Source organism: Paenibacillus sp. FSL R5-0345 (genome assembly GCF_000758585.1).
Lineage (GTDB): Bacteria > Bacillota > Bacilli > Paenibacillales > Paenibacillaceae > Paenibacillus_AQ.
Genome location: NZ_CP009281.1, coordinates 203643 through 229737 on the forward strand (window position 1 = coordinate 203643; position 26095 = coordinate 229737).

Here is a 26095-nt window from a genome sequence, read left to right on the forward strand (position 1 = left end):
TTATTAGGAAAAGGGATGCATCAATTAACATGTATAAGGATCAGACTTCTAAGCACCACGAGCTGTTCATTATCGGTGGGGGTGCTGCAGGTCTAATGGCTGCAGTTACAGCGAGGGATCAAGGTATTGATACAGCAATTATTGAAAGCAATGACCGGCTTGGGAAGAAAATAATAACGACGGGTAACGGACGTTGCAACATTACGAACCAATCCACCGCCACCGGTACGGATGAAGCGGCCGCTTTATCACGCAAGTATCACAGTAATCAGGAAGGATTCCCAATACATGTATTGCGGCAATTCGGTGTCCGCCAAACGATCGAATTTTTCTCCTCGCTCGGGCTTCCCTTTATAAGCTTGGAGAATGGCCGGATGTATCCGATGTCGCTGCAGGCGGCTTCGGTGCCGGGTGTATTTAAGCTGGCGCTGGAGGATCGGAATGTTCCCGTATATTATAAACATAAAGTGTTGGATGTTACCGTTTCGGAGGGACATCCGCGGTTCGCGATAACCTGCCAGACGGAGACAGAGGAACAGGTTGTGTATACCAGCGACTATCTTTTTCTATGTGCAGGCGGCCTTACCGCTCCCAAAACGGGAACGGACGGCTCCGGTTATACGCTTGTCCAACGTCTGGGGCACACCCTGATCAACCCGGTGCCAGGCATTGTACAATTGAAGCTGGATTATCCGTATTTAAAGGAACTATCGGGCATTAAATTTGAGGGAGAGGCCCATGTTATCGTAAACAATGAAGTCATCCGCACTGAGTCTGGTGAGATTCTTTTTACGGACTATGGTATCTCGGGCCCGCCCATACTTCAGCTCAGCAGAAAGGCTGCGTATAATCTCGGAATAGGAGAATCGGTGACATTGTCGGTTGATTTAATGCCGGAGCGCACGGAGGAAGAGTTAATTGATTTTCTGGAGATCCACTGGGGGATCTTCGGACACCGGACGGTTGCCGATTCCCTTATAGGTATCGTCAGCAAGAAACTGATTCCAGTTCTGCTGAAGGAGGCTGGAATTGATCAACAGTTGCACCTGCTTTGTCAGGATCTTTCGTGGAAAACAAAAAAAATATTTTATAAAATATTGAAGCGTTGGGAATTTAAAGTGACCGATACCAATAGCTTTACTAATGCACAAACAACAGCCGGTGGCATCGATACGACGGAGCTAACCGAAGGAACGTTGGAATCTAAGTTAGTCCCTGGACTGTATTTGGCAGGTGAAGTGATGGATGTCGATGGAGATTGCGGCGGCTATAACCTGCAATGGGCCTGGAGCTCCGGCTATGCCGCAGCGATGGCACTTGCTGATCGACGTAATGGCAACACGTAAGGAGACAGATGGTTTACGGACTCTTGGCACGTTGCAGTGAAATACTTGCATGCATTGAACACACAGCGGCTAATTGTGGATTTGCTATGGCTCTGCTCCATATGGATTACAAGTAGAAGACACCTTAATAGGTGTCTTTTTTTATTTACTGGGAAATCATACCTATTGGAAAACAGCATGTAAACTTAGAGAAATAGGGATTTGTCATCATTGTAAATAAAATATACACGAAGATATATGCAACTCTTATTAACTATATAATTTCACTTTCAATAATTACCGATAGAATAACGAGATTGATATATAAATTAAATTGGTATTTTTTACTAGATAATTGGTATTTAAGACTAATAAAAATTTGGAGGGAAAAATGAAGAATAAAATTGGAAAGCTTTCTAGTGTAGTTTTGTTGTTTTCACTTGTAGTGTCTTTAATTACAGGTGGATTAGGAAATACGATAGCACATGCTGCGGGTCTTTCGATTACGGGTAGTGGGGGCTGGAATGAAACTGCGTATGTGGAATGGTCACCTGTAAGTCAAGCGACGGGTTATACGGTATATGTTAAACCGGCAACTGCAGCGGATTCCCAGTATCAACAAATTAATGATGAATTAATTCGACAATACGCTTCCTATTGGAGAGCGGATGCTGTGGGACTTGCTGCTGGAGCTTATGTAATGAAGATTGAAGCTACACTGCCAGGCGGTGGGGTGGTAAGTGAGGTTTCGAGTCCGCTATCTGTTACGTCATTTGACCGATCTGGATTTTCTTTTTCGGCCAACTCACCCTATGGAACTGGTTCGGGTGCTTATAATGAAGATGGAACGCTCAAGAATGGTGCACAAGTGCTGTACATAACCTCTCAGAATGCTAAAACCGTAACCCTTGGTGTGAAAACTAACAGCTCAGGTGCTATACAAACTGGCGTAGGTCTTGGAGAAATATTGAAACTTAGACAAAAAGGTTATGATAAAATGCCACTAGCGATTCGAATGATTGGAAAAGTTACAGCTGCTGATCTGAGTGGACAACTTAACAGCAGTGGATATCTTGAAGTCAAAGGTAAAAATAATTATTCGGAAATGAATATTACGATTGAAGGTATCGGGAACGATGCTTATGCATACGGTTGGGGAATACTTCTTAGATATGTCGGTAATGTGGAAGTAAGAAACCTAGGGGTGATGTTATTCCCTGACGATGGCATTTCAATGGATACAGGCAATGCGAATGTGTGGGTGCACAATAATGATATTTTCTATGGATCTGCAGGAAGTGATGCGGACCAAGTTAAAGGTGATGGTTCCACGGACGTTAAAAAGGGGTCAACATATGTTACCATCTCTTACAACCACTATTGGGATTCCGGAAAAGTTGCTCTAGTGGGTCTGAGCGAGTCTACTGAATTCTTTGTTAGCTTCCACCATAACTGGTTCGATCATTCGGATTCCCGTCATCCGCGTATCAGAGTGGCCTCTGTTCATATCTATAATAACCTTTATGACGGAGTTTCCAAATATGGTGTCGGTGTAACCACAGGAGGTTCAGCTTTTGTAGAATCAAATGCTTTTAGACATGCTAAATATCCAATGATGAGTTCTTTACAGGGTACTGACGCTTTAGGAGAAGGTACATTCTCAGGTGAAAATGGAGGTATGATCAAAGCATACAACAATAGTATTGTTGATGCTGCGAGTCTTATTTATGCGAACTCTGATGCTGGAACTGCTCCGGCAAAAGCAACCTCATTTGATGCCTACTTAGCATCGTCGAGAAATGAAACCGTCCCAAGTTCATACAAAACACTAAAAGGCGGCACAACGTATAACAATTTCGATACGATCGTTGATACGGGAGCGAAGGTATCTGACATTGATGACGTGAACGCAGTTGAACAGATTGTTACGGCAGAGGCTGGACGATTGAATGGCGGAGACTTCACATGGCAGTTTAATAATTCAGTGGATGACACATCGTCTGCACTTAATACAGCTCTGATGTCCAAAATAAGAAGTTACACCACTGGGCTTGTATCTGTAGGCGGTAACTCCAACTCAACAGAGCCGACACCAACAGCAACGCCAACACCAACAGTAACGCCGAAGCCGACGGTAACACTTACACCGACAGCAACTCCGGTGCCGCCAACGGGAGCGTATGCCCATAACTTTACGACTGATGGGATTACAAGCGATTTTTTCAATATTCAAGGAAACCTTTCAGCAAATAAAGGAACTGTGATCTACAATGGATTGACACTAACTCAAAGCTTAAAAATCGAGAGTTCAACTAACATTGAGTTCACCTCTAATGAAGGAACTTTGACATTAGTATTTAATTCAGCAGATGGTAACAAAATCAAGATTGATGGAACAAGTTATTCCATGACAGATGGCATTGTTAGCGTAGCGCTAGCAGCAGGCGCACATACCATTACGAAAGATAGTCCTGCCAATCTTTATTACATGCAACTAGATCAGGTTCCAACAACTAGAGCATATGTTCATAACTTTACGACCGATGGAACAATTAGCGACTTCTTCAATATTCAAGGGAATCTCTCAATTAATAAGGGGACTGTGCTATATAATGGTCTAACACTCACTCAAAGTCTAAAAATTGAGAGTCCAACCAGCATTGGGTTTACGACAACTAAGGATTCAACCCTAACATTAGTGTTTAATACAGCTGACGGAACTCAAATCAAGGTCGATGGAACAAGCTACCCGATGACCAATGGTATTGTCAGCTTACTCCTTGCACCCGGTGCCCATACCATTACCAAGGATAGTCCTACGAACCTGTATTACATGCATGTAGAATAAGATGCTTTAATTCCTTACTAATATATATTTCGATATTATTCAGACGGATTCGATTTCCATCGGCTCCATATGAAGTAAAGACACCCTTAGGGGTGTCTTTTGCTTTAGTCCAAACTCTTCCAGTCTCTCTTATATACTCGGCTCTCTTTTTGCCCAGCTATAGTTTTTTTCAGCCAACCCAGTTAAATGAACCGAGCCTCTGACGCATGAAGCCCTATATGAGAAAAGATAGCTCAGCCCTCTTCCCCCAAATCACCCTATTGATGGTAACTTGAATTTTGCGTAGTACTAGAATCTAATTTATAATAATAGACTGATCTAAACTGCTTTAGGAGGAAACAATGGAATTTATCAAAAATCATCTAGACGGATATGGCATAAGTGAACAAATGATTGGGTATCTCTCAAATTTGATCATGGTTGTTTTTATAGCTGTGGTCTCCATAATGGTTAATTTTATAGCCAAAAAAATCGTATTAAAGACAATTATTCATATCATCAATAACAATAGTTATACGTGGGACAATGTCATTTTGGAGAAGAAAGTATTCCATAAGCTGTCGCATCTCATGCCAGCAATCATTATCTATTATTCGGCATCTATCTTCCCATCTTACCAATCTATAATTGAAAAATTTGCTTTAACGTATATGATTATCGTAACTATCATGGTGTTTGATGCATTGCTCAATGCCCTTGATGCGATATATCGTTCGTTCGAGGTTTCCAAGATTAGACCCATTAAGGGATACATTCAGGTAGGAAAAATCGTTCTATTCATCATCGGTGGTATCGTGGTGATCTCGAACCTCATCGGTCAGAATCCTTTAATTATTCTCAGTGGTCTTGGTGCCTTATCGGCTGTTCTAATGCTAATCTTTAAAGATTCCATATTAGGCCTTGTTGCAGGTGTTCAATTATCATCGAATGATATGGTGCGTGTCGGTGACTGGATTGAAATGCCTAAATACAATGCGGATGGTGATGTGATCGACATTACATTAAACACAGTAAAGGTTATGAATTTCGATAAGACAATCACGATGATTCCGAGCTACGCTCTTATCTCGGACTCATTCAGGAATTGGAGAGGTATGCAAGCATCTGGTGGCAGAAGAATTAAGCGAAGCATTTATATCGATACGAGCAGCATAAGCTTTTGTTCCCAAGAGCTGATTGATGAATTTATGAAGATTCAATACCTTACCGATTATGTCACGACAAGACTGAATGAAATTAACACGTACAACCTGGAACATCAGATTAATACAGATAGTATGGTCAACGGTAGACAACTTACGAATGTGGGTGTATTCAGAGAATATATCCATCAATATTTGAGAAATCATCCGAAAATTCATAAGGATATGACACTGATAGTCAGACAGTTAGCACCGGGAGATAACGGTCTGCCATTGGAAATTTATGCTTTCAGTAATGATATTAACTGGGGAGTATATGAATCGGTTCAAGCGGATATCTTCGACCACATTTTTGCGGTTATGCCGACATTTGGACTTCGTGCTTTCCAAAATCCAACCGGCCATGATATCGTCCATCTAAAAGAGAGCGCGCAATTTTCTCGGGAATATTGAGATGGAGCGGAGATAAACTGAGTGATTGTAAGGAGAGCGAATCCCCTTGGTCTCCAACATTATGAACACCATCCTTATGAGGATGGTGTATTTTGTATTTGCTAGCAATGCAATCACTGTATTTTCAGCTAACTTTCAGTTCAATATAAGCTTTGTTTAAGAATAGAAATGTAAACTAATCGTGTATAAAATCTATCGAAAGGAAGTGATATAGTATGCTGAAGCGTACAATGTCTCTTATGCTTGTCTTCATCTTGACAATGACTAGTGTAGTGGGGGTTGCTTCTGCTAGTACAACTACGAAGGAAACGGTTATTAATCTTTCGGATTCAGCAGTAACCGTTGATGGACAGAAGGCGTCAACGAGTTCATCGGCCGCTGTATATACGGGAGCTAGCATTGTGTATTATGAGGACGGACATGACAGTAGCTATGGAGAAGGTACAGATTCAGATACACACAGTGCGGAGGAAGCAGCTAAGCATACAGTTGTGACCATTACAAAACCGGGCGTTTATCGTGTAACAGGCAAGTTATCTAAAGGACAGCTTGCAATTGATCTTGGGAAGGATGCGGCTTCTGACCCTACAGCGGTAGTAACACTTATTCTAGATGGAGCAGATATTACGAGTACAGTTGCTCCGGCAGTTATTTTCTACAATGTATATGAGCCGTACTCCAATACAGAGGACACCAAAGGAATTGTCGATCTTAGTCATGCAGGTGCACAGGTTATTTTAGCAGATGGCTCTGTAAACACTGTAAATGGCTCTTATGTCGCACGAATTTATAAAGAGGGCACAACGAAAAAACTGCATAAGTATGATGGAGCCTTCTATTCTAAAATGTCCATGAACATTTCTGGAGAAGCTAAAGGAACAGGAGAGCTACATATTACTGCTGCTAACGAAGGGCTCGATTCTGAGCTGCATTTGGCTCTCAATGGTGGAAAGGTTTATATTCAATCCCAGGATGATGGAATCAATACGAATGAGGATGGAATATCGGTTACAAGTATCAATGGTGGATATCTTTATGTGAATGCAGGTCTAGGAGCAGAAGGTGATGGGATTGACTCCAATGGCTACTTAACGATTAACGGAGGAACTATTGTTACTATGGCTAACGACCGTAGTCCTGACGGCGGTATCGATGCAGATAAGGATATTACCATTAATGGTGGTACGGTGCTTGCACTAGGAACGCGTAATGATGCGACCTCTTCTACATCCAAGCAACCGTTTATGGAGTTTTCTTTTGCTACGACACAAGCGAAGGGAAGTATAATTTCATTAAAAGATTCGGCAGGAAATGAATTACTAAGCCATACTGCGGAAAAGAACTTTCAAAGCGTAACCTTCTCATCGGCTGACCTTAAGCTCAATACTGAATATCATCTGTACATTAATGGAGTTCAGCAACAATATACAGGAAATTCATTTGGTATGATGGGTGGCGGAGGCTTTGGTGGTAATCGTCCTAGTGGTGACAACGGCCAAGCTGCTCCTCCAACAGGAGAGCGTCCTACTACTGGAGAAAAACCAGAAGGTACACCTCCATCAATTCCTGATGGGATGCAAGGAAAACCAGAAGGTGGCTTTAATCCAGACGGACAAAACACAACAGTAAGCGGTGAAGGTTCTACAGTATTTAAAATAACCGACTCTATTCATAGCTTTTCAGGTATTTCCGAGGCAACTGATAATAGCGGTAAAACAAAAGTTACCTTTACCGTCAATGACGGAGCCGGCATTCAAAGTGTAGCTTCTGGTAAAAGTGTTGTATTGAAGGGAGTTACAGCAAGTGCAAATGTTCCTGAAAGTGATATTCAGCTAACAGTAACGGACGTACCTTCTGAGAACTATTCTGAAACGTATCTTCTTTCTGAGTTAAAGGATGATTACTCTAAGATTATGCCTAAGGAGGATGGGCAATACCGTCTTACCATTGCGGTTGTGTCTTCTAACGAAACCTACACAGGGGTATCACAATGGCAATTTTCAATCGGTATGCTACCCTTCACGGATGTGAAGTCAGACGATGCGTCTTATAATGCCATTAAGACTTTGTATGAAAAAGGAATTATGATTGGAACGAGCTCTACTCAATTTTCACCAAATTCACCAGTAACACGTGCAACTGCGATTACAACTCTTGGTAGACTTCTTAATATTGAGCAGACTGAATCCAACGCCTTTAATGATGTTGTGAAAAATAGCTGGTATAGTGGGTATGTTGGTTGGGCAGTTGAAAATGGACTTGTTATTGGCGATGGAAAAGGAAATTTCATGCCCAATGCTAACCTGACTGCTGAGCAGATGAAAGCTGTTATATCGAGATATGTGGAACTTAATGGATTAAATATTGCGGTAGACGAGCTTTTTCCAAATACTCTTACGGGTACAATGACTCGCGCAGATCTTGCGTCTATATTAAGCAAGCTGCTGTAGATATGAGTAATAAAAAAGACACCCTTTCAGGTGTCTTTTTTATTTTTTCATCTTGAAAAGAAAATATTGCTGACGAGTCTAATGAAAGTTCCCGGTTTCATTTTCCGTGAATTTTCCATTGCTGTCATGCTGAGCTTGTTTGCGGCGATCATTACGGGCTTGTTGCTGCTGTTGGGCTTCCAGGCTGTTTACGGGAGTGGCTTCCAATTCTTTTACGGTGTTGATCAGATTCTTGTCTGGTTGATTTGCACTCAATTGAAAATTCCTCCTTGATTACCTAATGGTTGTGAATTTTATTATGTGCTGGCTACTGTGAGGCTATTCGTAATGTATTTTCATTCTATATGCCATTATTTTGGATGTTATCTTACTGTAATGTCTTGAAAATCAGGCCCAGCTTGTCTAAGTTATCTCCACCACGACCTAAGAAACCTGCGACATAGCTACCTGAAGGAGCAGACAAAGTGTAAGAGGTTCCACTTTTTGTCCCTGCGGCTACTTTGCGGTTTTGATTTGTTGTCAATTCAAGATAGAATATCCGATCGCTGCCTTTATAGCTGTTTTTGTACACCACAGCGCTTGTGATGAACTCCCCGCTGTTAAGTGTGAGCGATGCTGCTGTACCGCCTGTGCCGCCATTCAACAGCGAGGTTCCATCGGCGTATTGCATAGCTATGGAATCTAGACGGCTTGCTCCTTTTAAGGTTACGGAGGTTGGACTGCTTGTGGATACGGCTTTACTTCAAGCCTTCTATATACATAGACTGAGTAGTATGATTTGCTAATATGTATTAAGAGTACTAATTAGAGGAGGAATCCAGTGGATAAATACAACATCCATAGCGACTTTGAACCCTACGCGAAGACAAAACTCCCTTTAAATCCTTTGATATTGCCAATTTTGAATAAACTCATAGCGAGAAGTGCGAGAAAATTCAACTCTACTGAAGGCGTGAATGTAACGAAAGAAGTTATTTCAGGCTATAAAGACGGAAGTGTTGAGCTGACGATAATTGAACCTGATGGTATTCCAAAGAATGCTCCTTGCCTTATTTACATTCATGGAGGAGCATTTGTCCTAAAAGCAGCACCTGCTCATATCCATTGGGTCTGTGAGTATGCTTCAAAAACACCTTGCATAGTGGTATTTGTGGATTATAGACTAGCCCCGAAATACGCTTTTCCATTTGGTGTCGAGGATTGTTATGCAGCATTCGAGTGGGTCTGCAATCATGCGGACGCCTTAGGCATTGATAAGAGTAGAATAGCAATTGGGGGAGATAGCGCGGGTGGCGCACTTGCTGCTGCAGTGACTTTAATGGCACGCGATAGGCAAGCTCCTCTTATTTGTTATCAAATGCTACTTTATCCAGTAACAGATGCAAGACAGACTACGGAATCCATTAAAGAGTTTACAGACACACCACTGTGGAACTCCAAACTTAATAAGAAAATGTGGGAATTGTATCTCAAGAATGGAGTAGCCGCTAGCAAGAGAGAATATGCATCTCCTATGGAAGCAACATCATTAAAAGGCTTGCCTGACGCCTATGTTGAAATTACAGAGTTTGATTGTTTGCGGGACGAAGGAATTCATTACGCAGAGGCTTTACAAAAAAGTGGGGTTCAGGTTGAATTGTATCACACCAAGGGAACCGTTCATGGGTATGATATAGCTGAAAAAAGTGAAATTGTGCAGCAGAGTGTAACACGAAGAATTGAGGCTTTACGAGGAGCTTTCAAGTAGAAAAAATGAATCAAGCCGTGGGCATCTTTTCGATGATCCACGCGTTTGATTCTTTTTTATTTTATCATCCATAAAATGTAAAAATGTCATAATAATTTGATGACTGCTGTCACTATTTATCTTAATTTAAAAGCATTACAATAAAGGATGGTCCTAAAGCTTAGCTATTGCTAGAGTTGAGGCTTACTCAATCCTAAAAGAATTAACTATTTACACTGGAGGCAGCTCTTGAAGATGAACCCACAACTGTTACGAGATTTCCCGTTCTTCGAACATCTTGATGATGAATATTTAGCTGAAATTGCCAAGCTATGTAGTGAGCGTACTTATATAAAAGGAGAGTCCATCTTTTTTGAAGGTGAAGAGGGAGAGGAACTCTATCTGGTGATCTCAGGAGTTGTTCAAATCTATCAAGATAACCACTCTAGGGATGTGATCCTTTCTATTTTTAGAGAAGGTGACTTCTTTGGAGAGATGGCTTTGCTGCAAAATGAAAGAACACGCTCTGCTTCTGCAAGGACCATTGAGAAGTCCACCTTATGTATTCTGAAAAAACGCGATTTCATTCCCCTATTAAAAAGTAACCCAGAAATACTAATCGGCATTTTGGAAACAGCCTTAGATCGTCTACGTGATGCCAATAAATTAATAACAGACTTGACTGTTATTGACGTGCGTACGCGCATTGCTCGCGTGTTGTTGCGTCTAACAGAACAGCATGGCGTGCCCAGTGATGAAGGTGTTCTAATCGATTTGAAGCTAACGCATCAACACCTGGCAGATATGACAGGAACGGCGCGAGAGACCGTGACAAAATCATTGCTTGGATTACAGGATGAGCAGTTGATACGTATTGATCAGAGAAAGATACTCGTGTGTAACATAGATAGACTTAGAAATATACTTGACGTAATTTAAATTTGGATATTTGAAAATTGTAATTGGGGTTACAGAACATTAATCAACCTAAATGATATAACAGTATTAACAAAGAACACGAACGACTATTAATAAATGAAAAGAGGAACTGGAATGAGTGTTAAAAAATTGGTTTTATCTATGTCAGGTACTTTTGTACTGGGAATCATTGTAGGCGGGGTCTTGTTATATAACGATTCGGTCTATAACTCCGTTAAGGATGCCCTGAATGGAAATGCCACGCAAAATTCGGTAGGCAGCGTTAATGGAGTGGGTGGTGTGACACAGGTTAATATTCAGGGTATGGATCTTGAAACAGCATTGATGGCTGTACAGTCTAATCGTGCAAGTATGTTAGAAAATCAGTTGAAAGACCAAATCGAATCCGTACAAGCCAAGAATGAAACAATCTCAAAACTGAATCAATTGTTGGGAATTATCAATGAAGAGCTAGGGAAGCTTCCTTCAGGTACTGAGGCCAACGCTGCTGTGAATCTGGCAGATGACAAGGGTGCCATGTTTACTGCCATGAGTATGGCTATACCGCAAACAAAAGGCGAGCTTGAGAGTCTGTTGGGACAAATCAAGTCACAGATTGATAGTGCAAGTAATAGTCAGCAAATGGACATGCTGCGCCTGCAAAGTTTATCCAATAAGCGGAACGAAGCTTTCGATGTAATGACGAATTTTGTTAAAAAAATGGAAGATTCAAGAAATAGTATTATAGGAAATATGCGGTGATGAATTAAAACTATGATACCTAGTGCTGCAGTCGATTTTCTACGTGATCATCCGTTATTACGAGGTATTCCTGATGATGAGCTACGAAATGTAATTAACGCTATAAAACTTATGTCTTTAGAGGATGGACAACGACTTCTTATGGAAGAGTCCACCTCTAAGGACTGTTTCATTATATGGCAAGGGAAAGTGCAAGTCACCTCGGTGAACTTAGTTGGAAAGGCGCTGCTCTTAGCTGAACTTGGACCGGGAGAGTTAGTAGGAGAGATCGGTCTTATTCGGAACGTACAAAGATCAGCTAGTGTTACGGCAATCGGACCAGTAAAGGCGTTGCGTCTGGACCGTTCCTCGTTCGAATATTTGGCGAGCCTGAGTCCGCTATTTTATGAGAGTGTGCTTGTGAACATACGGATTCGAATGATCCATAGTATGCTTCGCAAAGCGACAATCTGGTCGGTCATACCTGATGCTGAACTTCGGGGTCTTGCAGAGATTACAACGATTAAGAAAGTAACGAAGGGCGAAGAGATTATCGCGGAAGGTACGGATGTTGATCAATTTCTCATGATAAGCAGCGGAAGCATCGAGCTTTGCAGCCGAAAGCGGCGTAAGACTATTCTTCGAGAAGGGGATTTTTATGGAGAGACAGAGTTACTAACGGACACGGTTTCCTCGCACACGTTGATCGCGGTAGAAGATAGTGAATTACTGATCATGGGTAAGTTAGAATTCTTAACTATACTTGACTATTATGCTCCGGTTCGTCAACAACTCATAGAGGTTCTAAATATACGAACACCTCATATGTTGGAGAAAGTTACTATCGCCTTTGGCGGGGAGTCTATTGTAGAGGATAATAAATCGCTACCTAAGGCCAAGGACAAGTGGATGGAGCAATTACTCTGGCTGGTAGGTGGATTCCTTGTCTTATCCTTCTTGGCACTATTCCTTCATAGCCAATGGTGGAAGATCGCCGCTTTAATTGTTGGAGGTGTTGTGGGTCCTGTAGCATTCGTAGCTTTTATGAGAAGTCAGCAGTTAATAGGCTTTCGCCAGAGGAGGCTTGGTTTAGTTTTTGTGTCCACGGCGATTGTTGCTATCCCTCTGGCTTGGTATTTAGAGCGGATTTGGCTTTTTGAAGTAAAAGCAAATTCCTCCGACTTTTCGCAGCTTTACGTACCGTTGTCTGTAGCTCTAATTGAAGAAACTGCAAAATTATTAGTCTGTGTGATGCTCGTTCGGACGCGAAAAATCCATTTTCTGATGGATGCAGTGGTGTTTGGTGCCGCAGCAGGAATGGGATTTGCTGCAGTGGAAAGTATTATTTATGGATGGGTACATATTGATGATGCCTCTTCACTTGGAATGCTCGCCGTCCTATGGATGAGAGCATTATTATCTCCCTTCGGTCATGGAACATGGACTGCGATCGCAACTGTGGGTATCTGGTATGCAAGCAGCATGCATAAGAACTCGAACTTGGGTGACAGTAAGCCGTGGACGAAAGGGCGACGTGCAATGGAGATGTTTTTGGCAGCAGTCGTGATGCATGCATTATGGAATTATCACTTTGAATCGGGTCTGATGAAGGCGGGTGCTATGGCCTTAGTCGGGTTTTTGGGTCTCTATTTATTGTTCTCACTCATTCGTAGGGGAAGAAGAGAGGAGTTCCATGCATTGAATATGTTAAATCCAACCACGCATGAGGCGATAAGGCATGACGATCAAGTGAAGCCTAAGACGCAGGAGCTTTTTTGTGAAGGCTGCGGGTCAATGTCTCCTCAAGGTACTCGTTACTGTGCACGCTGTGGCCAGGCATTAAGGGTGAAATGATAATTAACTTTGACGTAGAGCCACAAGCTCCGTTCCTAGTGGAACGGAGCTTTTTTGCGTGCTCATTTAGAAACATGTAAAGGATTGGATGGACTCCAAGCTCAATCCTGTATACACCCAGAACCTTCCGTTCCACTGAAATCCAGCAACCGAGGTACGTCCTACGAAAACCGGGTAAAACCAGAATTGATTTCTATTGACAAGCCAAATGTACGTATTCCGAAACAAACAGCCAGCAATTGCTCCCGGGTCGACAGCAAGGGGCGAAACCGCAGATTGCTGAGGGATGAATTCTGGGGGAGGTGAGCTGGGTGCTGTGAGTCCTGGTTGCCCGGGGCCTGGCTGTCCCGCCTGTCCCGGCTGCCCTGGGAATCCTGGGAAACTTGGAGGTGGTAAAAATGACATAATCTTGTCACTCCTTAATGGATGGGCTAAAACATTGTATGTAGAAGCGGAGAAAAGTGAATGGGCGTTTCGAAGATTCTTTACTATGTTTCGCGGGGGATGAAATGTTTTCTGGATTATGTGTTAAACGAGAAGACAGCTCATTGCAAGAATGAACAGTGGCTTACAATGCCATGTGGATATTATTCCCTTTATAAATTAAGCGCATGAATAACCCATGGAGGTTATAATAGACACAAAGAAGAACCGATGCTTACTAACCAACAGTACAATAGACCCCGTATCTTACGATGGGTGGGGTCTATTTTTTTTGGCGTAAGGCTGTTATGAAAGCTGTGTAGTCGGTATTATTGAAAGGTGATTTAAATGCTGAAAGCTTATGGTTGGCTCACTTTTTGTGTAGTCGTATGGGGTAGCAACTTTGTGTTTGGAAAGATCTTAGTTCAGGACTTCTCCCCCGGTCTGTTAACATCACTGAGACTTTTATTTATAGTGTTATGTCTAGTTGGAATAACAGCTTACAAAAAGAGTTTTAAGCTGGTGGGTAAATCGGATGTCCTACTAATTTTATCTTTAGGTGTTATTGGTGTGTTTATTAATCAATGGTCCTTTTTTAAAGGGCTGCAAACGGCTGATCCAACGACATCTGCAATTATTTTAGCTATGACTCCTATTTTAACGGGCTTGTTAGCCGCTGTTTTTTTAAAAGAAAAATTAACGATTCGTATGCTCATAGGGTCCATTCTAGCGATCATAGGCATTTATTTTGTCGTTGTAAAAGGTGGATCATCCTCGTTACATGTTGACAAAGGACTACTGTGGATTGTTGTGACGATGATAACATTCGCAATTATGATTATTATGACTAGGGTACTCTCGCAAAGAATAGATCCACTCACGATTACTTTATATTCAAATCTGGTGGGTTTTATATTATCGATCCCTTTTGCCTTCTCGCTAGATACACCTATACGAATGAGCTCGAATATTACGGATTGGGCTCTGCTGATTGGAACCGCCATTGTTGTACATGGCATAGCCACTCTGATTTGGAATAACAATATTCGACATGTTAATGCTTCAAAAGCGTCTGTATTATCTAATTTAGAGCCTTTTGTAGCCATGATTATGGGATTAATATTACTGTACAAACCCATCACAGGTGTGGAAGTGTTAGGGTCATTGTTCATTCTGACAGGAGTTATGTTATCTACGTATCAACGAAAAAGTGCGATATTAAACCCGGTGGAATAGCCTGAGGGGGAGAGACTCGGAGACTCATTAATTCTCCGGGTTACAGCCCTTATTTTCACCAATTTATTCATATACTTGTGAATTAGTATCTTAATAGACTTAGATATGTTATAATAAATTTATTGAAGTAGCGTCCTAATAAATACACATAGTGTAGAGGGTTGTTCTTGAATTAATAACCTTGTACCATATGTGTATTTTTTATTTTTAGAGATAAGAATGTCATGTAAATTAAAATTAGGTGGTAATTAGTATGGAAACAGGCACAGTGAAATGGTTTAACGCAGAAAAAGGATTTGGATTTATCGAAGTTGAGGGCGGTAGTGATGTATTCGTACATTTCAGCGCAATCACTGGAGACGGTTTTAAATCTTTGGACGAAGGTCAACGTGTTGAATTTAATATCGTACAAGGCAATCGCGGAGCACAAGCTGAGAATGTCGTAAAACTCTAATATAGAGCTCGAAGCCCCAAACAATATGTTTGGGGCTTTTTTATTTTTTTTCAGGGGATAAAGAACGGGCTGATATCCTGAATCTTTTGATGTTCTGAAGTTAATCAAGCAAATAAAACCATTTTATGGTATGTTTTTTGGTGATTGATGTTATAACTTGGGAGCTGTATAAGGATGATAGGGAATACGACAGACAAAGAACGGACGATATTCGATCATGCTGGAAATACGATCAAGACAGAAGACAGAGAAATTCGAATTCTTGCCAAGTATGAAGAGCCGCTGGTTGTCCTGTTAGGAAACGTGCTTAGCGATGAGGAATGTAATGAGTTAATTGAGTATTCTAGAGAACGATTGCAACGTTCGAAAATAGGCGAAGACCATGTGGTCAATTCAATTAGAACGAGCAGCGGTGTGTTCTGTGAGGAGAATGAGACGGTTACAAGAATCGAGAAACGATTCTCACAAATTATGAATATCCCTATCGAGCACGGTGATGGCTTGCAAGTCCTTTTGTATATCCCTGGTCAAGAGTATCTACCCCATCATGATTTCTTCGCACAAACGAGTCGAGCAAGTAGCAATAATCGAATTAGTACGCTCGTGATGTATTTGAATGATGTGGAGGAAGGTGGAGAAACAGATTTCCCTATGCTTAATTTATCTGTGAGCCCTAACAAAGGTATGGCGGTCTACTTCGAATATTTTTATGATAATCATGAATTAAACGAGTCCACCTTACATGCAGGTATGCCAGTAATCAAAGGCGAAAAGTGGGTTGCAACGATGTGGATGAGAAGACAAGTCCTTCGCTCTTCCTAGATGTAAGTTATTGTATTTTTTTAATCTCACTTACTACAGTCAATATATCTTCCAGACAAGACACCCTAAAGGGTGTCTTTTTATATTAAAGTAAGTAATTTTATTGATAATTTCTATAGATTGGAGAGAGGCTAAGGGGGATCGGAGTATTGATTGGAGGATTTACTAGTCACTATGTTATAATATTTATTCACTATTTCAAATAGGGTGAATCTAACATCATGAGAGAGTTTCAAAGTAATCATCACAAGCTGTTTATTATTGGTGGGGGCGCTGCAGGGTTAATGGCTGCCATTACTGCGAGTGACTTTGGTATTGATGCAGCTATATTGGAGGGCAACGACCGGATTGGCAAAAAGATATTAACGACAGGAAACGGTCGCTGTAATATTACGAATAATTCTACAACGATGGAGCCGGAGGAGACGATTGCTTTATTATATAAGTATCACAGTACTCAGCCTGACTTTCCATTGTCTGCGCTGCAGCAATTTGGTATCCAACAAACCATCGACTTTTTTAGAATGCTCGGACTTCCGCTAACAAGCTTGGAGGATGGTCGGATGTATCCGATGTCACTGCAGGCTGGCTCTGTGTTGGATATTTTCCAGCTTGCGATGAAGGACCGGAATGTGCCTGTGTATTTTAATCATAAAGTGTTGGATGTTACTGTGTCGATAGATCATCCACGTTTTAGGATTGTTTGCCAGACAGAGTCGGAGGAGCAGGTTGTATTAACCAGTGATTATCTTTTTCTATGTACAGGCGGTCTTACCGCTCCGAAAACGGGAACGGACGGTTCCGGGTACACCCTGGCTCAACGTTTAGGGCACACGCTTATTGAGCCTTTGCCGGCCATTGTTCAATTGAAGCTGGATTATCCGCATCTAAAGGCATTGTCAGGTGTCAAATTCGAGGGAATGGCTCATATCATGGTGGACGGTCAAACGATCCGCAGCGAATATGGCGAGATTCTTTTCACCGACTATGGTATCTCCGGTCCAGCCATTCTCCAGCTTAGTCGAGTTGCTTCTTATAACTTAGCTGAAGAGAAGCCTGTGGTGATATCGGTCGAATTAATGCCGGACCGCAGTGGCGAAGAAGTAATTGATTTTCTGGAAATGCACTGGGGTACATTCGGGCACCGGACTGTTGCGGAATCCTTTATCGGCATTATCAACAAGAAGCTAATTCCTGTATTAATGAAGGAAGCAGGCATCAATCAGCAGCCTAACCTGCTTTGTCAGGATTTATCGTGGAATACGAAAAAAATAATTTATCGAATCATGAAGAATTGGGAATTCACAGTCATAGGTACCAATAACTTTACTTTCGCCCAAACTACAGCCGGAGGCATCGACACAATGGACATCAACCAAGAAACGATGGAATCCAGGCTTGTTCCCGGGCTCTATTTTGCGGGTGAGGTGATGGATGTGGATGGAGACTGTGGTGGATACAACCTGCAGTGGGCTTGGAGTTCAGGTTATGCTGCAGCAAAAGGGCTTGCTGATCATATAGCAACTAATTCTGAATGATACGAAGAGAAAAGACACCTTAAAGGGTGTCTTTTTTCGTTTAACTGCAATGTCTACTCCACCAAAACACCATTAATGAACGTCATAGTTTTATCTTTGAATTCAAGAATAAACTTGTTTGGGAAATCCAGATCGGTTTGAATCTCCGTCCCCAACATAACTTTTTTCCCTACATCATCAAAGGGATTGTGAATCAAGCCCCTAGGGGTATACCTAGTTTCGGAACCAATCACATTATTATTTTCATCGCGGATAAATTTAGTTTTTCCTGAGAACACCAAGTCTTTACCATTTTGCAAAGTTAGATGAACCTCCAGATGAGTCTTTGTCTTCTGATAATCGATGGTCACATCTTTAGAGGATACAGGGAAACCAATTACAAAAAGTCCAATAAGAGCAGCAGCCAGTAGGATTACCGTTAAAATGGAAAAGGCGAGCGTCTTTATATTTTTTGATTTGACCTTTTTAAAATAATTAAGTTTGTTAACTTCTTCTTTATCAACAATAGGCACAATTAGATCTGCTGTTGCGGTCATTTCGTTATAGGACTGAAGGCAGCTTTCACAGGTTTGCAGATGTTTTTCAATCTCTTCGTTGCTATGTACAGAGGTTAGTTTTTCAATATAGGAGGGCAATAAATCCTGAATGATCTCGCATTTCATGAAGATCTTCCTTTCATCAATTTTTGTTTTCCGCGGTAAAAGGTAACTCTTGCCCAAGTCTCATCCCTTCCGAGAATTTCACCAATTTCCCGAAAGCTGAATTCTCCGGTCAAACGCAGATACAATACTTCCTTGGTATTGGGATCAAGTAAATGAAGCTGTTTAAATAACTCCATTTTATCTTGAGCTAAAATGAATTGAGTTTCTGTTGAATTTTCGTTTGAAAAAGCAGGGTCTTCTAATTCTTGAGTCTTCCTTTTGTTCTGCTTGTCCAGCTCCTGATACCACACATGCTTAGCAATCTGACAAAGCCATACGTATACTTTGCAGGTTCCATCATATTTGTGTATGGACTTTATAGCTCTATAAAAGGTTTCTTGGGTGATTTCTTCTGCCAGTAAATGATTATGACAAAAACTGAAAACGAATTTATATACTTGGGTTGAATATTCCCTGTATAATTCCCCATTGTCCTGCATCCGTTCACCTCCTCAAGTTATATATCCGTAAAATGCTATAAACGTTACAGCCTTATATAAACTTTTGAAATTAAAATCTTTGGAAGAAACATCATCATAAAGGATTTTGCAGGCAATGTCAGGATTTAAGTTGATAAAAAACAGAAAAAACGGACATCATTGATGTCCGTTTGTCCGTTTGTCCGTTTGTTTCTTCTATTTTCCACTTGGCAACAATTTATTCAATAAGATCGCAGCCAATGAAGCCGCTAGGATAGGTGAGCCCAGCAAATATTGCACGAATGAAGGTAAGGAATGCAAGTAATCGCTAGGAATGAGTACCAAAGCTAACGTTATAATCATCGGTATTGCGATAATGTACATTTCTTTTTCGCCAATCGTTACGTTCTTCATCACCTGCACACCGTTAATCGCGATAATCCCGCAGACGATAGCGAAGACGCCGCCGATTACAGCGGATGGAATTGAAGAGATCAGAGCAGCTAATTTACCAGAACAACCGAAGAGGACAAACCATCCTCCTACAGCAAGAAAGACCCGGCGGGAGGCAACACCCGTGATGGAGATAATGCCTGCATTGGTTGAATAGCCTGTAACAGGTGTTGATCCGAGAGCAGAAGCAATAAGACAGCCAATTCCTTCACCGATAACACCTTTGTTAATATGCTCGTCTGTTAAAGGTTTATTGATTACGTTGCTGACAGCAAACCAGGTACCAGTTGTTTCAGCAAGCAGTACGAGATAAATAATGACCATGGTGATAATAGCAGAAAAGTTGAAAGAAAATCCGAAATCCACAAAAGCGATCCGCGGCATACTAAACCAATTCGCTTGGCTAATCGCTGAGAAGTCTAACACACCCATCATATTAGCAGCAACACATCCAACTACTAACGCCATCATGACGGAAATAATTCGGAAGATCGATCCTTTATTGCGGAACATAGAACCTAGAATTACAAATAAAAGGAGTGTACCCGCTGAAATAAGGGCTAATAATACATTCTGGTTGATGGAAGCGCCTGAGGCTCCATAGATATTGTCTCTTATAGCAACTGGTAGTAAAGAAAGACCAACTATGAATATGATCGTACCACCTACAATAGGTGGGATAAAGTTTTTAACGATTTTATTAAAGATACCGACATAGCCCAGAATAATAACCAGGATCGCACCGATTAAACTGGCACCTAACACGGAACTCCAACCTAACTCTCCGCCACCACTTGCTGCATAAATACTGACGATCGCACCAAGTGGAACATAAGAAGGCCCTTGAGCGATCGGAAGCTTCATACAGAAATAAGTCTGCACAATCGTTGCAAGTCCAGCAGCAATAAAGGTGGATTGAATCAACGCGCTTGACTGATTGGGTTGTAAGCCGATTAACATTGCAACTAGGAAAGGAACCACATAAACGTCCATTGCCAATACATGTTGGAAGCCTAGGATGATGGATTTACTGAATGAAACCTTTTCATCGGGTAGAACGGTTAATAGTTGTGACTTTAATGGTGCTTGATCTTGCACGTTTGCTTGTGTTTCCACTCAGATGCCCACCTTATATTTTCTAGTTTTATCGATCCTTAACGTGAATGAACCTTGTTACCCTGTACCCAGACTTCACGGATATTCTCAGGTCGAGCTAGATACATCATTTTTTGAAACACGTCGTGTAAATCTTCATTCCCATCAAAGATAGGCAATCTAGCCGATGGTATTTTCGTATCGATAATTTGAACATCCCATGTATAGCCTTCTAGTATCCGACCGATAGGTAAGCTTAAACTTTTACCACCGCCAGCGGTAGCAAGATAGAAAGATTCATCAATCTTAATCCGAGATCCTAGTAAACCACGCTCTTGTGCAGGAAGAGAAGGATTAACGCCATCCTCTAGCATTCGTGAAGACATTACAGCTTGTCTTATGTTATCGAAGAGACTAGGTGAAAAACCACCGGAAATATCAGACCCTAAACCAATCTCCACACCCTTGGAATGAAAGTGAGCGATAGGGATGACACTATTGGCAAAATAAGCGTTTGATATTGGACAATGCGCAATAGCTGTTCCTGTCTCCGCAAATAAATCTACATCGTCTTCATCTAAAAAATTGCAATGTGCCATGACAGATTTATCACGGAGCAGACCGAAATCATGCAAGGCAAAAGCATCGTTCTTCTGGAATCGTTCTTGTACATAACCGTGCGCCCAATCACTTTCACTACAATGCGATTGAATATGAGTATCGTATTTTGCGGCTAAGTCCCCTAAACCTTGCAAAGCCTCATTTGTGCAGCTTGGGATGAACCTAGGTGTCACTACTGGATAAACGCCTTGCTTAGTAGATTTGGCTAGTTCTTTTACCGCTAGAATAAATTCTTCTGTATCTTTAAGTGCGGTGTCGGTGTCAGTGTCGCGATAGTTTTCTGGATTCCCTTGAGGATCGTCCATTACCACTTTTCCAACGAGTCCCCGCTGTCCTTTTTCTGCACAGATTTGGGCTAATAATAAGCTGGCTTCTTTATGCACCGTTGCAAAATAAAGAGCTGTAGTGGTTCCGTTCGCGAGTAGAGTATCAACCACGTCATCGTAGATCTTTTTTGCAAAATCCAGGTCTGAAAATTTAGACTCCAATGGGAAGGTGTACGTATTTAACCAATCATAGAGTGGAATGTCTAACGCAGTACCGGATTGAGCCCACTGCGGGGCATGAACATGCAAGTCGATAAAGCCAGGCAAAAAATACTGACCTTCAGCTAATCGATGGAAGTTATCTTGATCTTGATAAGAATCTAGTAAAAGTTGATAGTCGGGTTCCTCTGGCGAAACGATCTTTTCTATCATCCCATCTGTATTAATGCAGTAGAGGTGGTCTTTTAAAATTTGAATTTCCTTCGGTGATTTGCTTGAAAATGAAGTACCTAGGAATATTTGCATATATTCTGTCATGATTTCCGCCTTAATGTTCGTCTTTTGGTGTTCGTTTGTTATTATAATCCGTAAAAAATGATAAGTCTATACCTAAAGTCGAACAAAGACGAGCGTTGAATACTGAATTATGTTCTAATTAGATCGAAACATATGAATTCACGTTATCTTTGCGTAAAATGTATGCGGTTACTTACTTATGCTATAATACTTATAGATTAATAAGGTTAAGCGCTTGAGAAAAATGGGTTAGGGAGTGTTACTGAAATGAGAAGATATAACTTTTGGCGTCCGATCATGCTAATTATTGTCGCCCTGCTTACGAGAAGCTTGGTTACTAACGTATGTATTTTGTTTGGTCTTCAGACTGATGTAGCGAGTAGTATAGGTACGCTGGGCATGGTTATCGCCGGTTTAGTGATGTATAATCGCATGAACATCCGCCGCCGAAAATAACGAACAGATTCCAACAATCCGATCCATCCGGTTGATTAATAAGTCATGAGTGCAATCGTATAAACTGCTTAGTTATTATGTTATAGTAAAGAGTGAAATAAACATGTATTAACCTTAAAAGGAGTACTTCATGACACAGTTTGTCTACAAGCAAATTATTGATGATCTAAAAATGAAAATCTTTGCTGGGCAGTTTCCTGATATGAAATTACCGGATGAACGGAGTCTCAGTGAGACTTATCAAGTGAGTCGGAGTTCCATTAAAAGTGCTCTGACTAAAATGGCGAATGCCGGCATTATTTTTAAAAAACGTGGTTCAGGAACCTTTATTAACCCGTTATACATAAAAAATGAATCTATTTTTAATTACGAAGGCTCTAATTTAGGGGTCACCGACAATTTTCATATGCATGGCAAGAAACCTAAAATCAAAGTATTGAAATTTGAGGTTATCCCACCAACAGAAGAGTTACAGCGGGATTTGTTTTTAGGGCCTCATGACTTTGTTTACAAAATCGTTCGACTTCGTCTCTTTGAAGATGAACCCTTTATGATTGAAACAGGGTATATCCCCATAAAAATCGTACAAAATTTGAATCAGACGATTATCGAAGGATCTATTTTTAATTATTTGGAGGACTCGCGCAATTTAGCGGTTACCAAATCTTTTTTATCCATATCTGCAGAGCCGTCGGATTCCAATGATCAAGAACTGCTGAATTTAGAGAAGAATGAGCCTGTTAGCATTATGGAGGGGATTTTCTTCTTGGATAATGGCACGCCTTTTGAATTTTCGCACATGCGATTCCACTACAAATTCTTAAAATTTAATACCTTTGTATCGGTTGACTAAAAGTAAGACTGGGGAATTTTTCTCGGTCTTATTTTTTTTGTTTTGAACAAAATAGAGTTAAGTCCTCCAGCATGATCTCTTCGAAAATAGTTCCTATATTTTTACAAATATTAAAATATACAAGCTTTTTTACAGTGAATTTACTCCGTTTTTCATACTATGTTCATATTTTCACATAATTGGACCGTATCATTTGTTTAAAAGGTTGAATTAATTTTGCGCGGCGGTATGATGTATTTGTGGAAGTAATACGGTACTGAAAAAAACATAAAAAATTTTGGGGAGTGGAAGAAATGGTATTATCCATGGATGTTGATTACTCATCAAAAACTTATTTAGAAAAGCTGGATGCCTATTGGCGTGCGACGAACTACATATCCGTAGGTCAACTGTACTTAAAAGATAATCCGTTGTTAAAGGAACCGTTGAAGGATGCAGATGTAAAAATTAAGCCTATCGGACACTGGGGAACCATTCCTGGCCAAAATTTTATTTATGCCCATTTGAATAGGGTCATTACTAAATATGACTTGAACATGTTCTATATTGAGGGGCCTGGTCATGGTGGTCAGGTTATGGTTTCAAATTCTTATCTGGACGGTAGTTACACGGAAATTTATCCGGAAATCACGCAAGATATTCCAGGGATGAAGAAATTGTTCAAACAATTCTCATTCCCAGGGGGCATTGCTTCTCATGCCGCCCCAGAAACACCTGGTTCTATCCATGAAGGCGGCGAGTTGGGTTATTCTCTTTCTCACGGTGTCGGTGCCATATTGGATAATCCGGATCTGATTTCGGCTGTTGTGATTGGTGATGGCGAGGCTGAAACTGGACCACTAGCTGCTTCATGGTTCTCCAACAGATTCATCAACCCGGTTACTGATGGTGCGGTTCTGCCGATCTTACACTTGAATGGTTTCAAAATCAGTAATCCAACGATCCTATCCCGTCAATCAAAAGAAGAAATTACCGCATACTTTAAAGGGATGGGTTGGGAACCGTTCTTTGTTGAAGGTGAAAATCCTGATCTTATGCATCCAGAAATGGCAAAGGTGCTGGATACTATCGTAGAAAGAATTGAAGCGATTCAAAAGAATGCACGTGAGAACAATGATCTTACTCGTCCGGTTTGGCCAATGCTGGTCTTCCGCTCTCCTAAGGGATGGACAGGTCCAAAGCAATGGGACGGTGTACCAAATGAAAATTCATTCCGCGCCCATCAGGTGCCAATTCCAGTGGACCAAAAAAATATGAAACACGCACCAGCGTTACTGGAGTGGTTAAATAGCTATAGACCGGAAGAATTATTTGACGACAATGGCCGTTTGAAAGCTGAAATTGCTGAGATTCTGCCTACAGGCGACCGACGTATGGGAATGAATCCTGTTACCAACGCCGGTAACCTCATTAAAGATTTGAAATTGCCAGATTATCGTAACTTTGCACTTGATAATGCTGTGCCAGGCCAAGTTATTGCACAAGATATGGCTGTGCTGGGTAAATACATGAAAGATGTAATCTCCCTTAATGAAGAGAACCGTAACTTTAGAATTTTCGGACCGGATGAAACGATGTCCAACCGTCTGGGACCTGTCTTTGAAGTAACTAAACGACAATGGCTGGATCAAATTAAAGAACCAAATGATGAGTTCCTCTCATCTTATGGACGTGTAATTGATTCTCAATTGTCTGAACATCAAGCAGAAGGCTTACTTGAAGGATATGTTTTGACTGGACGTCACGGTTTCTTTGCGAGTTATGAAGCTTTCTTGCGTGTAGTTGATTCTATGATTACTCAGCATTTTAAATGGCTGCGTAAAGCAACAGATCAAAGCTGGCGTGCAGATATCCCATCCTTAAATGTGGTGGCAACTTCAACTGTATTCCAACAAGACCACAATGGTTATACTCACCAAGATCCAGGTCTGTTAGGTCACTTGGCTGATAAGAAGCCTGAATTTATCCGTGAGTATTTACCTGCCGATGCGAACTCCTTGCTGGCTGTCTTTGACACCGTCTTAAATGACCGTCAAAAAATCAACCTGATCGTTTCATCCAAACATCCGCGTCCGCAATGGTTTAATGCAGATGAAGCACAGGAGCTGGTTGAAAAAGGCTTGAAGATCATTGACTGGGCAAGCACCGATCAAGGTGGAGAGCCGGATGTTGTTATTGCTTCTGCTGGTACAGAACCAACTATTGAAAGCTTAGCGGCAATCTCTATCCTGCATGAGAAACTTCCAGCACTTAAGATTAGATATATCAATGTGGTGGACTTATTGAGACTGAGAAGTCAAAAATTAGATCCTCGTGGTTTATCTGACGAAGAGTTTGATCAATTTTTCACAAAGGACAAACCGGTTATTTTCGCCTTCCACGGGTATGAAGGTCTGATTAAAGACTTGTTCTTTGATCGTCATAACCATAACCTTCACGTACACGGGTACCGTGAGAATGGTGATATCACAACACCTTTCGATATGCGTGTCTTGAATCAAATGGACCGTTTTGATCTAGCGAAGGAAGTTGTGCTGAGCTTGCCTGATGGGGATAAGCATAAAGCCATCGCAGATGAAATGGACGCTATCGTGAAGAAACATCACCAGTTCATTCGTGAAGAAGGTATTGATCTGCCAGAAGTAGAGAACTGGGTATGGAAGCCATTGAAATAAGCATAGCCAGTACCATAGGAAGTAATGAAAAAGACACCCTTAGGGGTGTCTTTTTTGTGTTGTCCAAGTAACTATATAAAACAATTATAGTCATTCTTTCATCTTTACCA

At 41.2% G+C, this 26095-nt stretch carries 21 protein-coding genes and 1 pseudogene; 15 read left to right on the top strand and 7 right to left on the bottom strand.

Going from position 1 to position 26095, the window contains the following annotated elements; all coding sequences use genetic code 11:
- Positions 1–29 precede the first annotated feature (29 nt).
- The 4 genes from R50345_RS01000 to R50345_RS01015 all read left to right on the top strand — a co-directional run bounded on the left by R50345_RS01000 (position 30) and on the right by R50345_RS01015 (position 8218).
- Entirely contained in the window at positions 30–1346 is a 1317-nt protein-coding gene (locus tag R50345_RS01000) for a BaiN/RdsA family NAD(P)/FAD-dependent oxidoreductase (protein WP_042123342.1), read from the top strand.
- A 370-nt stretch (positions 1347–1716) separates the two neighbouring features.
- On the top strand, positions 1717–4173 hold the full coding sequence (locus tag R50345_RS01005; protein ID WP_081953964.1) for a pectate lyase family protein: 2457 nt from the start codon (positions 1717–1719) through the stop codon (positions 4171–4173).
- A gap of 341 nt (positions 4174–4514) precedes the next feature.
- Entirely contained in the window at positions 4515–5768 is a 1254-nt protein-coding gene (locus R50345_RS01010; protein WP_042123344.1) for a mechanosensitive ion channel family protein, read from the top strand.
- A gap of 215 nt (positions 5769–5983) precedes the next feature.
- A complete protein-coding gene (locus tag R50345_RS01015; protein WP_042123346.1) occupies positions 5984–8218 on the top strand; it encodes a carbohydrate-binding domain-containing protein in 2235 nt (744 codons plus the stop codon).
- A gap of 78 nt (positions 8219–8296) precedes the next feature.
- Here the strand turns inward: R50345_RS01015 and R50345_RS31540 are convergent, their stop codons facing one another.
- Both R50345_RS31540 and R50345_RS01020 read right to left on the bottom strand, forming a co-directional pair.
- On the bottom strand, positions 8297–8473 hold the full coding sequence (locus tag R50345_RS31540; protein ID WP_170880194.1) for a hypothetical protein: 177 nt from the start codon (positions 8471–8473) through the stop codon (positions 8297–8299).
- A 112-nt stretch (positions 8474–8585) separates the two neighbouring features.
- Positions 8586–8921 (bottom strand): annotated as a pseudogene (locus R50345_RS01020) (jacalin-like lectin); the annotation flags it as partial.
- Positions 8922–9038: 117 nt separating this feature from the next.
- On the opposite strand from R50345_RS01020, the gene R50345_RS01025 reads away from it, so the two are divergent.
- The 4 genes from R50345_RS01025 to R50345_RS01040 all read left to right on the top strand — a co-directional run bounded on the left by R50345_RS01025 (position 9039) and on the right by R50345_RS01040 (position 13457).
- Positions 9039–9965, top strand: coding sequence for an alpha/beta hydrolase (locus R50345_RS01025; RefSeq protein WP_042123350.1), 927 nt, complete (start codon positions 9039–9041; stop codon positions 9963–9965).
- A 234-nt stretch (positions 9966–10199) separates the two neighbouring features.
- Positions 10200–10883, top strand: a complete 684-nt coding sequence (locus R50345_RS01030) for a Crp/Fnr family transcriptional regulator (protein ID WP_042123352.1) — start codon at positions 10200–10202, stop codon at positions 10881–10883.
- A 114-nt stretch (positions 10884–10997) separates the two neighbouring features.
- On the top strand, positions 10998–11624 hold the full coding sequence (locus R50345_RS31780; protein ID WP_042123355.1) for a hypothetical protein: 627 nt from the start codon (positions 10998–11000) through the stop codon (positions 11622–11624).
- A gap of 12 nt (positions 11625–11636) precedes the next feature.
- Positions 11637–13457 carry a cyclic nucleotide-binding domain-containing protein gene (locus R50345_RS01040; RefSeq protein WP_052414412.1) on the top strand — a complete coding sequence of 607 codons (1821 nt, stop codon included), beginning with the start codon at positions 11637–11639 and terminating at the stop codon, positions 13455–13457.
- Between the two features lie 66 nt (positions 13458–13523).
- On the opposite strand, the gene R50345_RS01045 is transcribed toward R50345_RS01040, so the two are convergent.
- On the bottom strand, positions 13524–13862 hold the full coding sequence (locus R50345_RS01045; protein WP_042123357.1) for a hypothetical protein: 339 nt from the start codon (positions 13860–13862) through the stop codon (positions 13524–13526).
- A 366-nt stretch (positions 13863–14228) separates the two neighbouring features.
- On the opposite strand from R50345_RS01045, the gene R50345_RS01050 reads away from it, so the two are divergent.
- The 4 genes from R50345_RS01050 (at position 14229) to R50345_RS01065 (ending at position 17930) form a co-directional block, all read left to right on the top strand.
- Positions 14229–15116, top strand: a complete 888-nt coding sequence (locus tag R50345_RS01050) for a DMT family transporter (RefSeq protein WP_042123358.1) — start codon at positions 14229–14231, stop codon at positions 15114–15116.
- Positions 15117–15369: 253 nt separating this feature from the next.
- Positions 15370–15570: a cold-shock protein gene (locus R50345_RS01055; protein ID WP_042123360.1), complete on the top strand. Its 201-nt coding sequence runs from the start codon at positions 15370–15372 to the stop codon at positions 15568–15570.
- A gap of 174 nt (positions 15571–15744) precedes the next feature.
- Positions 15745–16392, top strand: a complete 648-nt coding sequence (locus R50345_RS01060; RefSeq protein WP_042123362.1) for a 2OG-Fe(II) oxygenase — start codon at positions 15745–15747, stop codon at positions 16390–16392.
- A 221-nt stretch (positions 16393–16613) separates the two neighbouring features.
- Positions 16614–17930, top strand: coding sequence for a BaiN/RdsA family NAD(P)/FAD-dependent oxidoreductase (locus R50345_RS01065; RefSeq protein WP_042123364.1), 1317 nt, complete (start codon positions 16614–16616; stop codon positions 17928–17930).
- A gap of 53 nt (positions 17931–17983) precedes the next feature.
- On the opposite strand, the gene R50345_RS01070 is transcribed toward R50345_RS01065, so the two are convergent.
- From R50345_RS01070 to guaD, 4 genes are all read right to left on the bottom strand, one after another.
- The gene (locus R50345_RS01070) at positions 17984–18592 is read right to left on the bottom strand and encodes a zf-HC2 domain-containing protein (protein ID WP_042123366.1); all 609 of its coding nucleotides are present in this window, start codon (positions 18590–18592) and stop codon (positions 17984–17986) included.
- Positions 18589–19071 (bottom strand): RNA polymerase sigma factor, encoded by a 483-nt coding sequence (locus R50345_RS01075; protein ID WP_042123368.1) that lies wholly within the window; start codon positions 19069–19071, stop codon positions 18589–18591. Before R50345_RS01075 ends, R50345_RS01070 begins: the two co-directional genes overlap by 4 nt.
- 195 nt (positions 19072–19266) lie before the next feature.
- Complete coding sequence (locus R50345_RS01080; RefSeq protein WP_042123370.1) at positions 19267–20619, bottom strand: uracil-xanthine permease family protein; 1353 nt, start codon at positions 20617–20619, stop codon at positions 19267–19269.
- Between the two features lie 38 nt (positions 20620–20657).
- Positions 20658–22022 (bottom strand): guanine deaminase, encoded by a 1365-nt coding sequence (guaD, locus tag R50345_RS01085; RefSeq protein WP_042123372.1) that lies wholly within the window; start codon positions 22020–22022, stop codon positions 20658–20660.
- Between the two features lie 246 nt (positions 22023–22268).
- Here guaD and R50345_RS01090 point away from each other — a divergent pair, with 246 nt between their 5' ends.
- The 3 genes from R50345_RS01090 (at position 22269) to R50345_RS01100 (ending at position 25985) form a co-directional block, all read left to right on the top strand.
- Positions 22269–22457, top strand: coding sequence for a hypothetical protein (locus R50345_RS01090; protein WP_042123373.1), 189 nt, complete (start codon positions 22269–22271; stop codon positions 22455–22457).
- 130 nt (positions 22458–22587) lie between these two features.
- Positions 22588–23310, top strand: coding sequence for a GntR family transcriptional regulator (locus R50345_RS01095; RefSeq protein ID WP_042123374.1), 723 nt, complete (start codon positions 22588–22590; stop codon positions 23308–23310).
- Between the two features lie 293 nt (positions 23311–23603).
- Positions 23604–25985, top strand: coding sequence for a phosphoketolase family protein (locus R50345_RS01100; RefSeq protein WP_197069731.1), 2382 nt, complete (start codon positions 23604–23606; stop codon positions 25983–25985).
- The last annotated feature ends 110 nt before the right edge of the window (positions 25986–26095 follow it).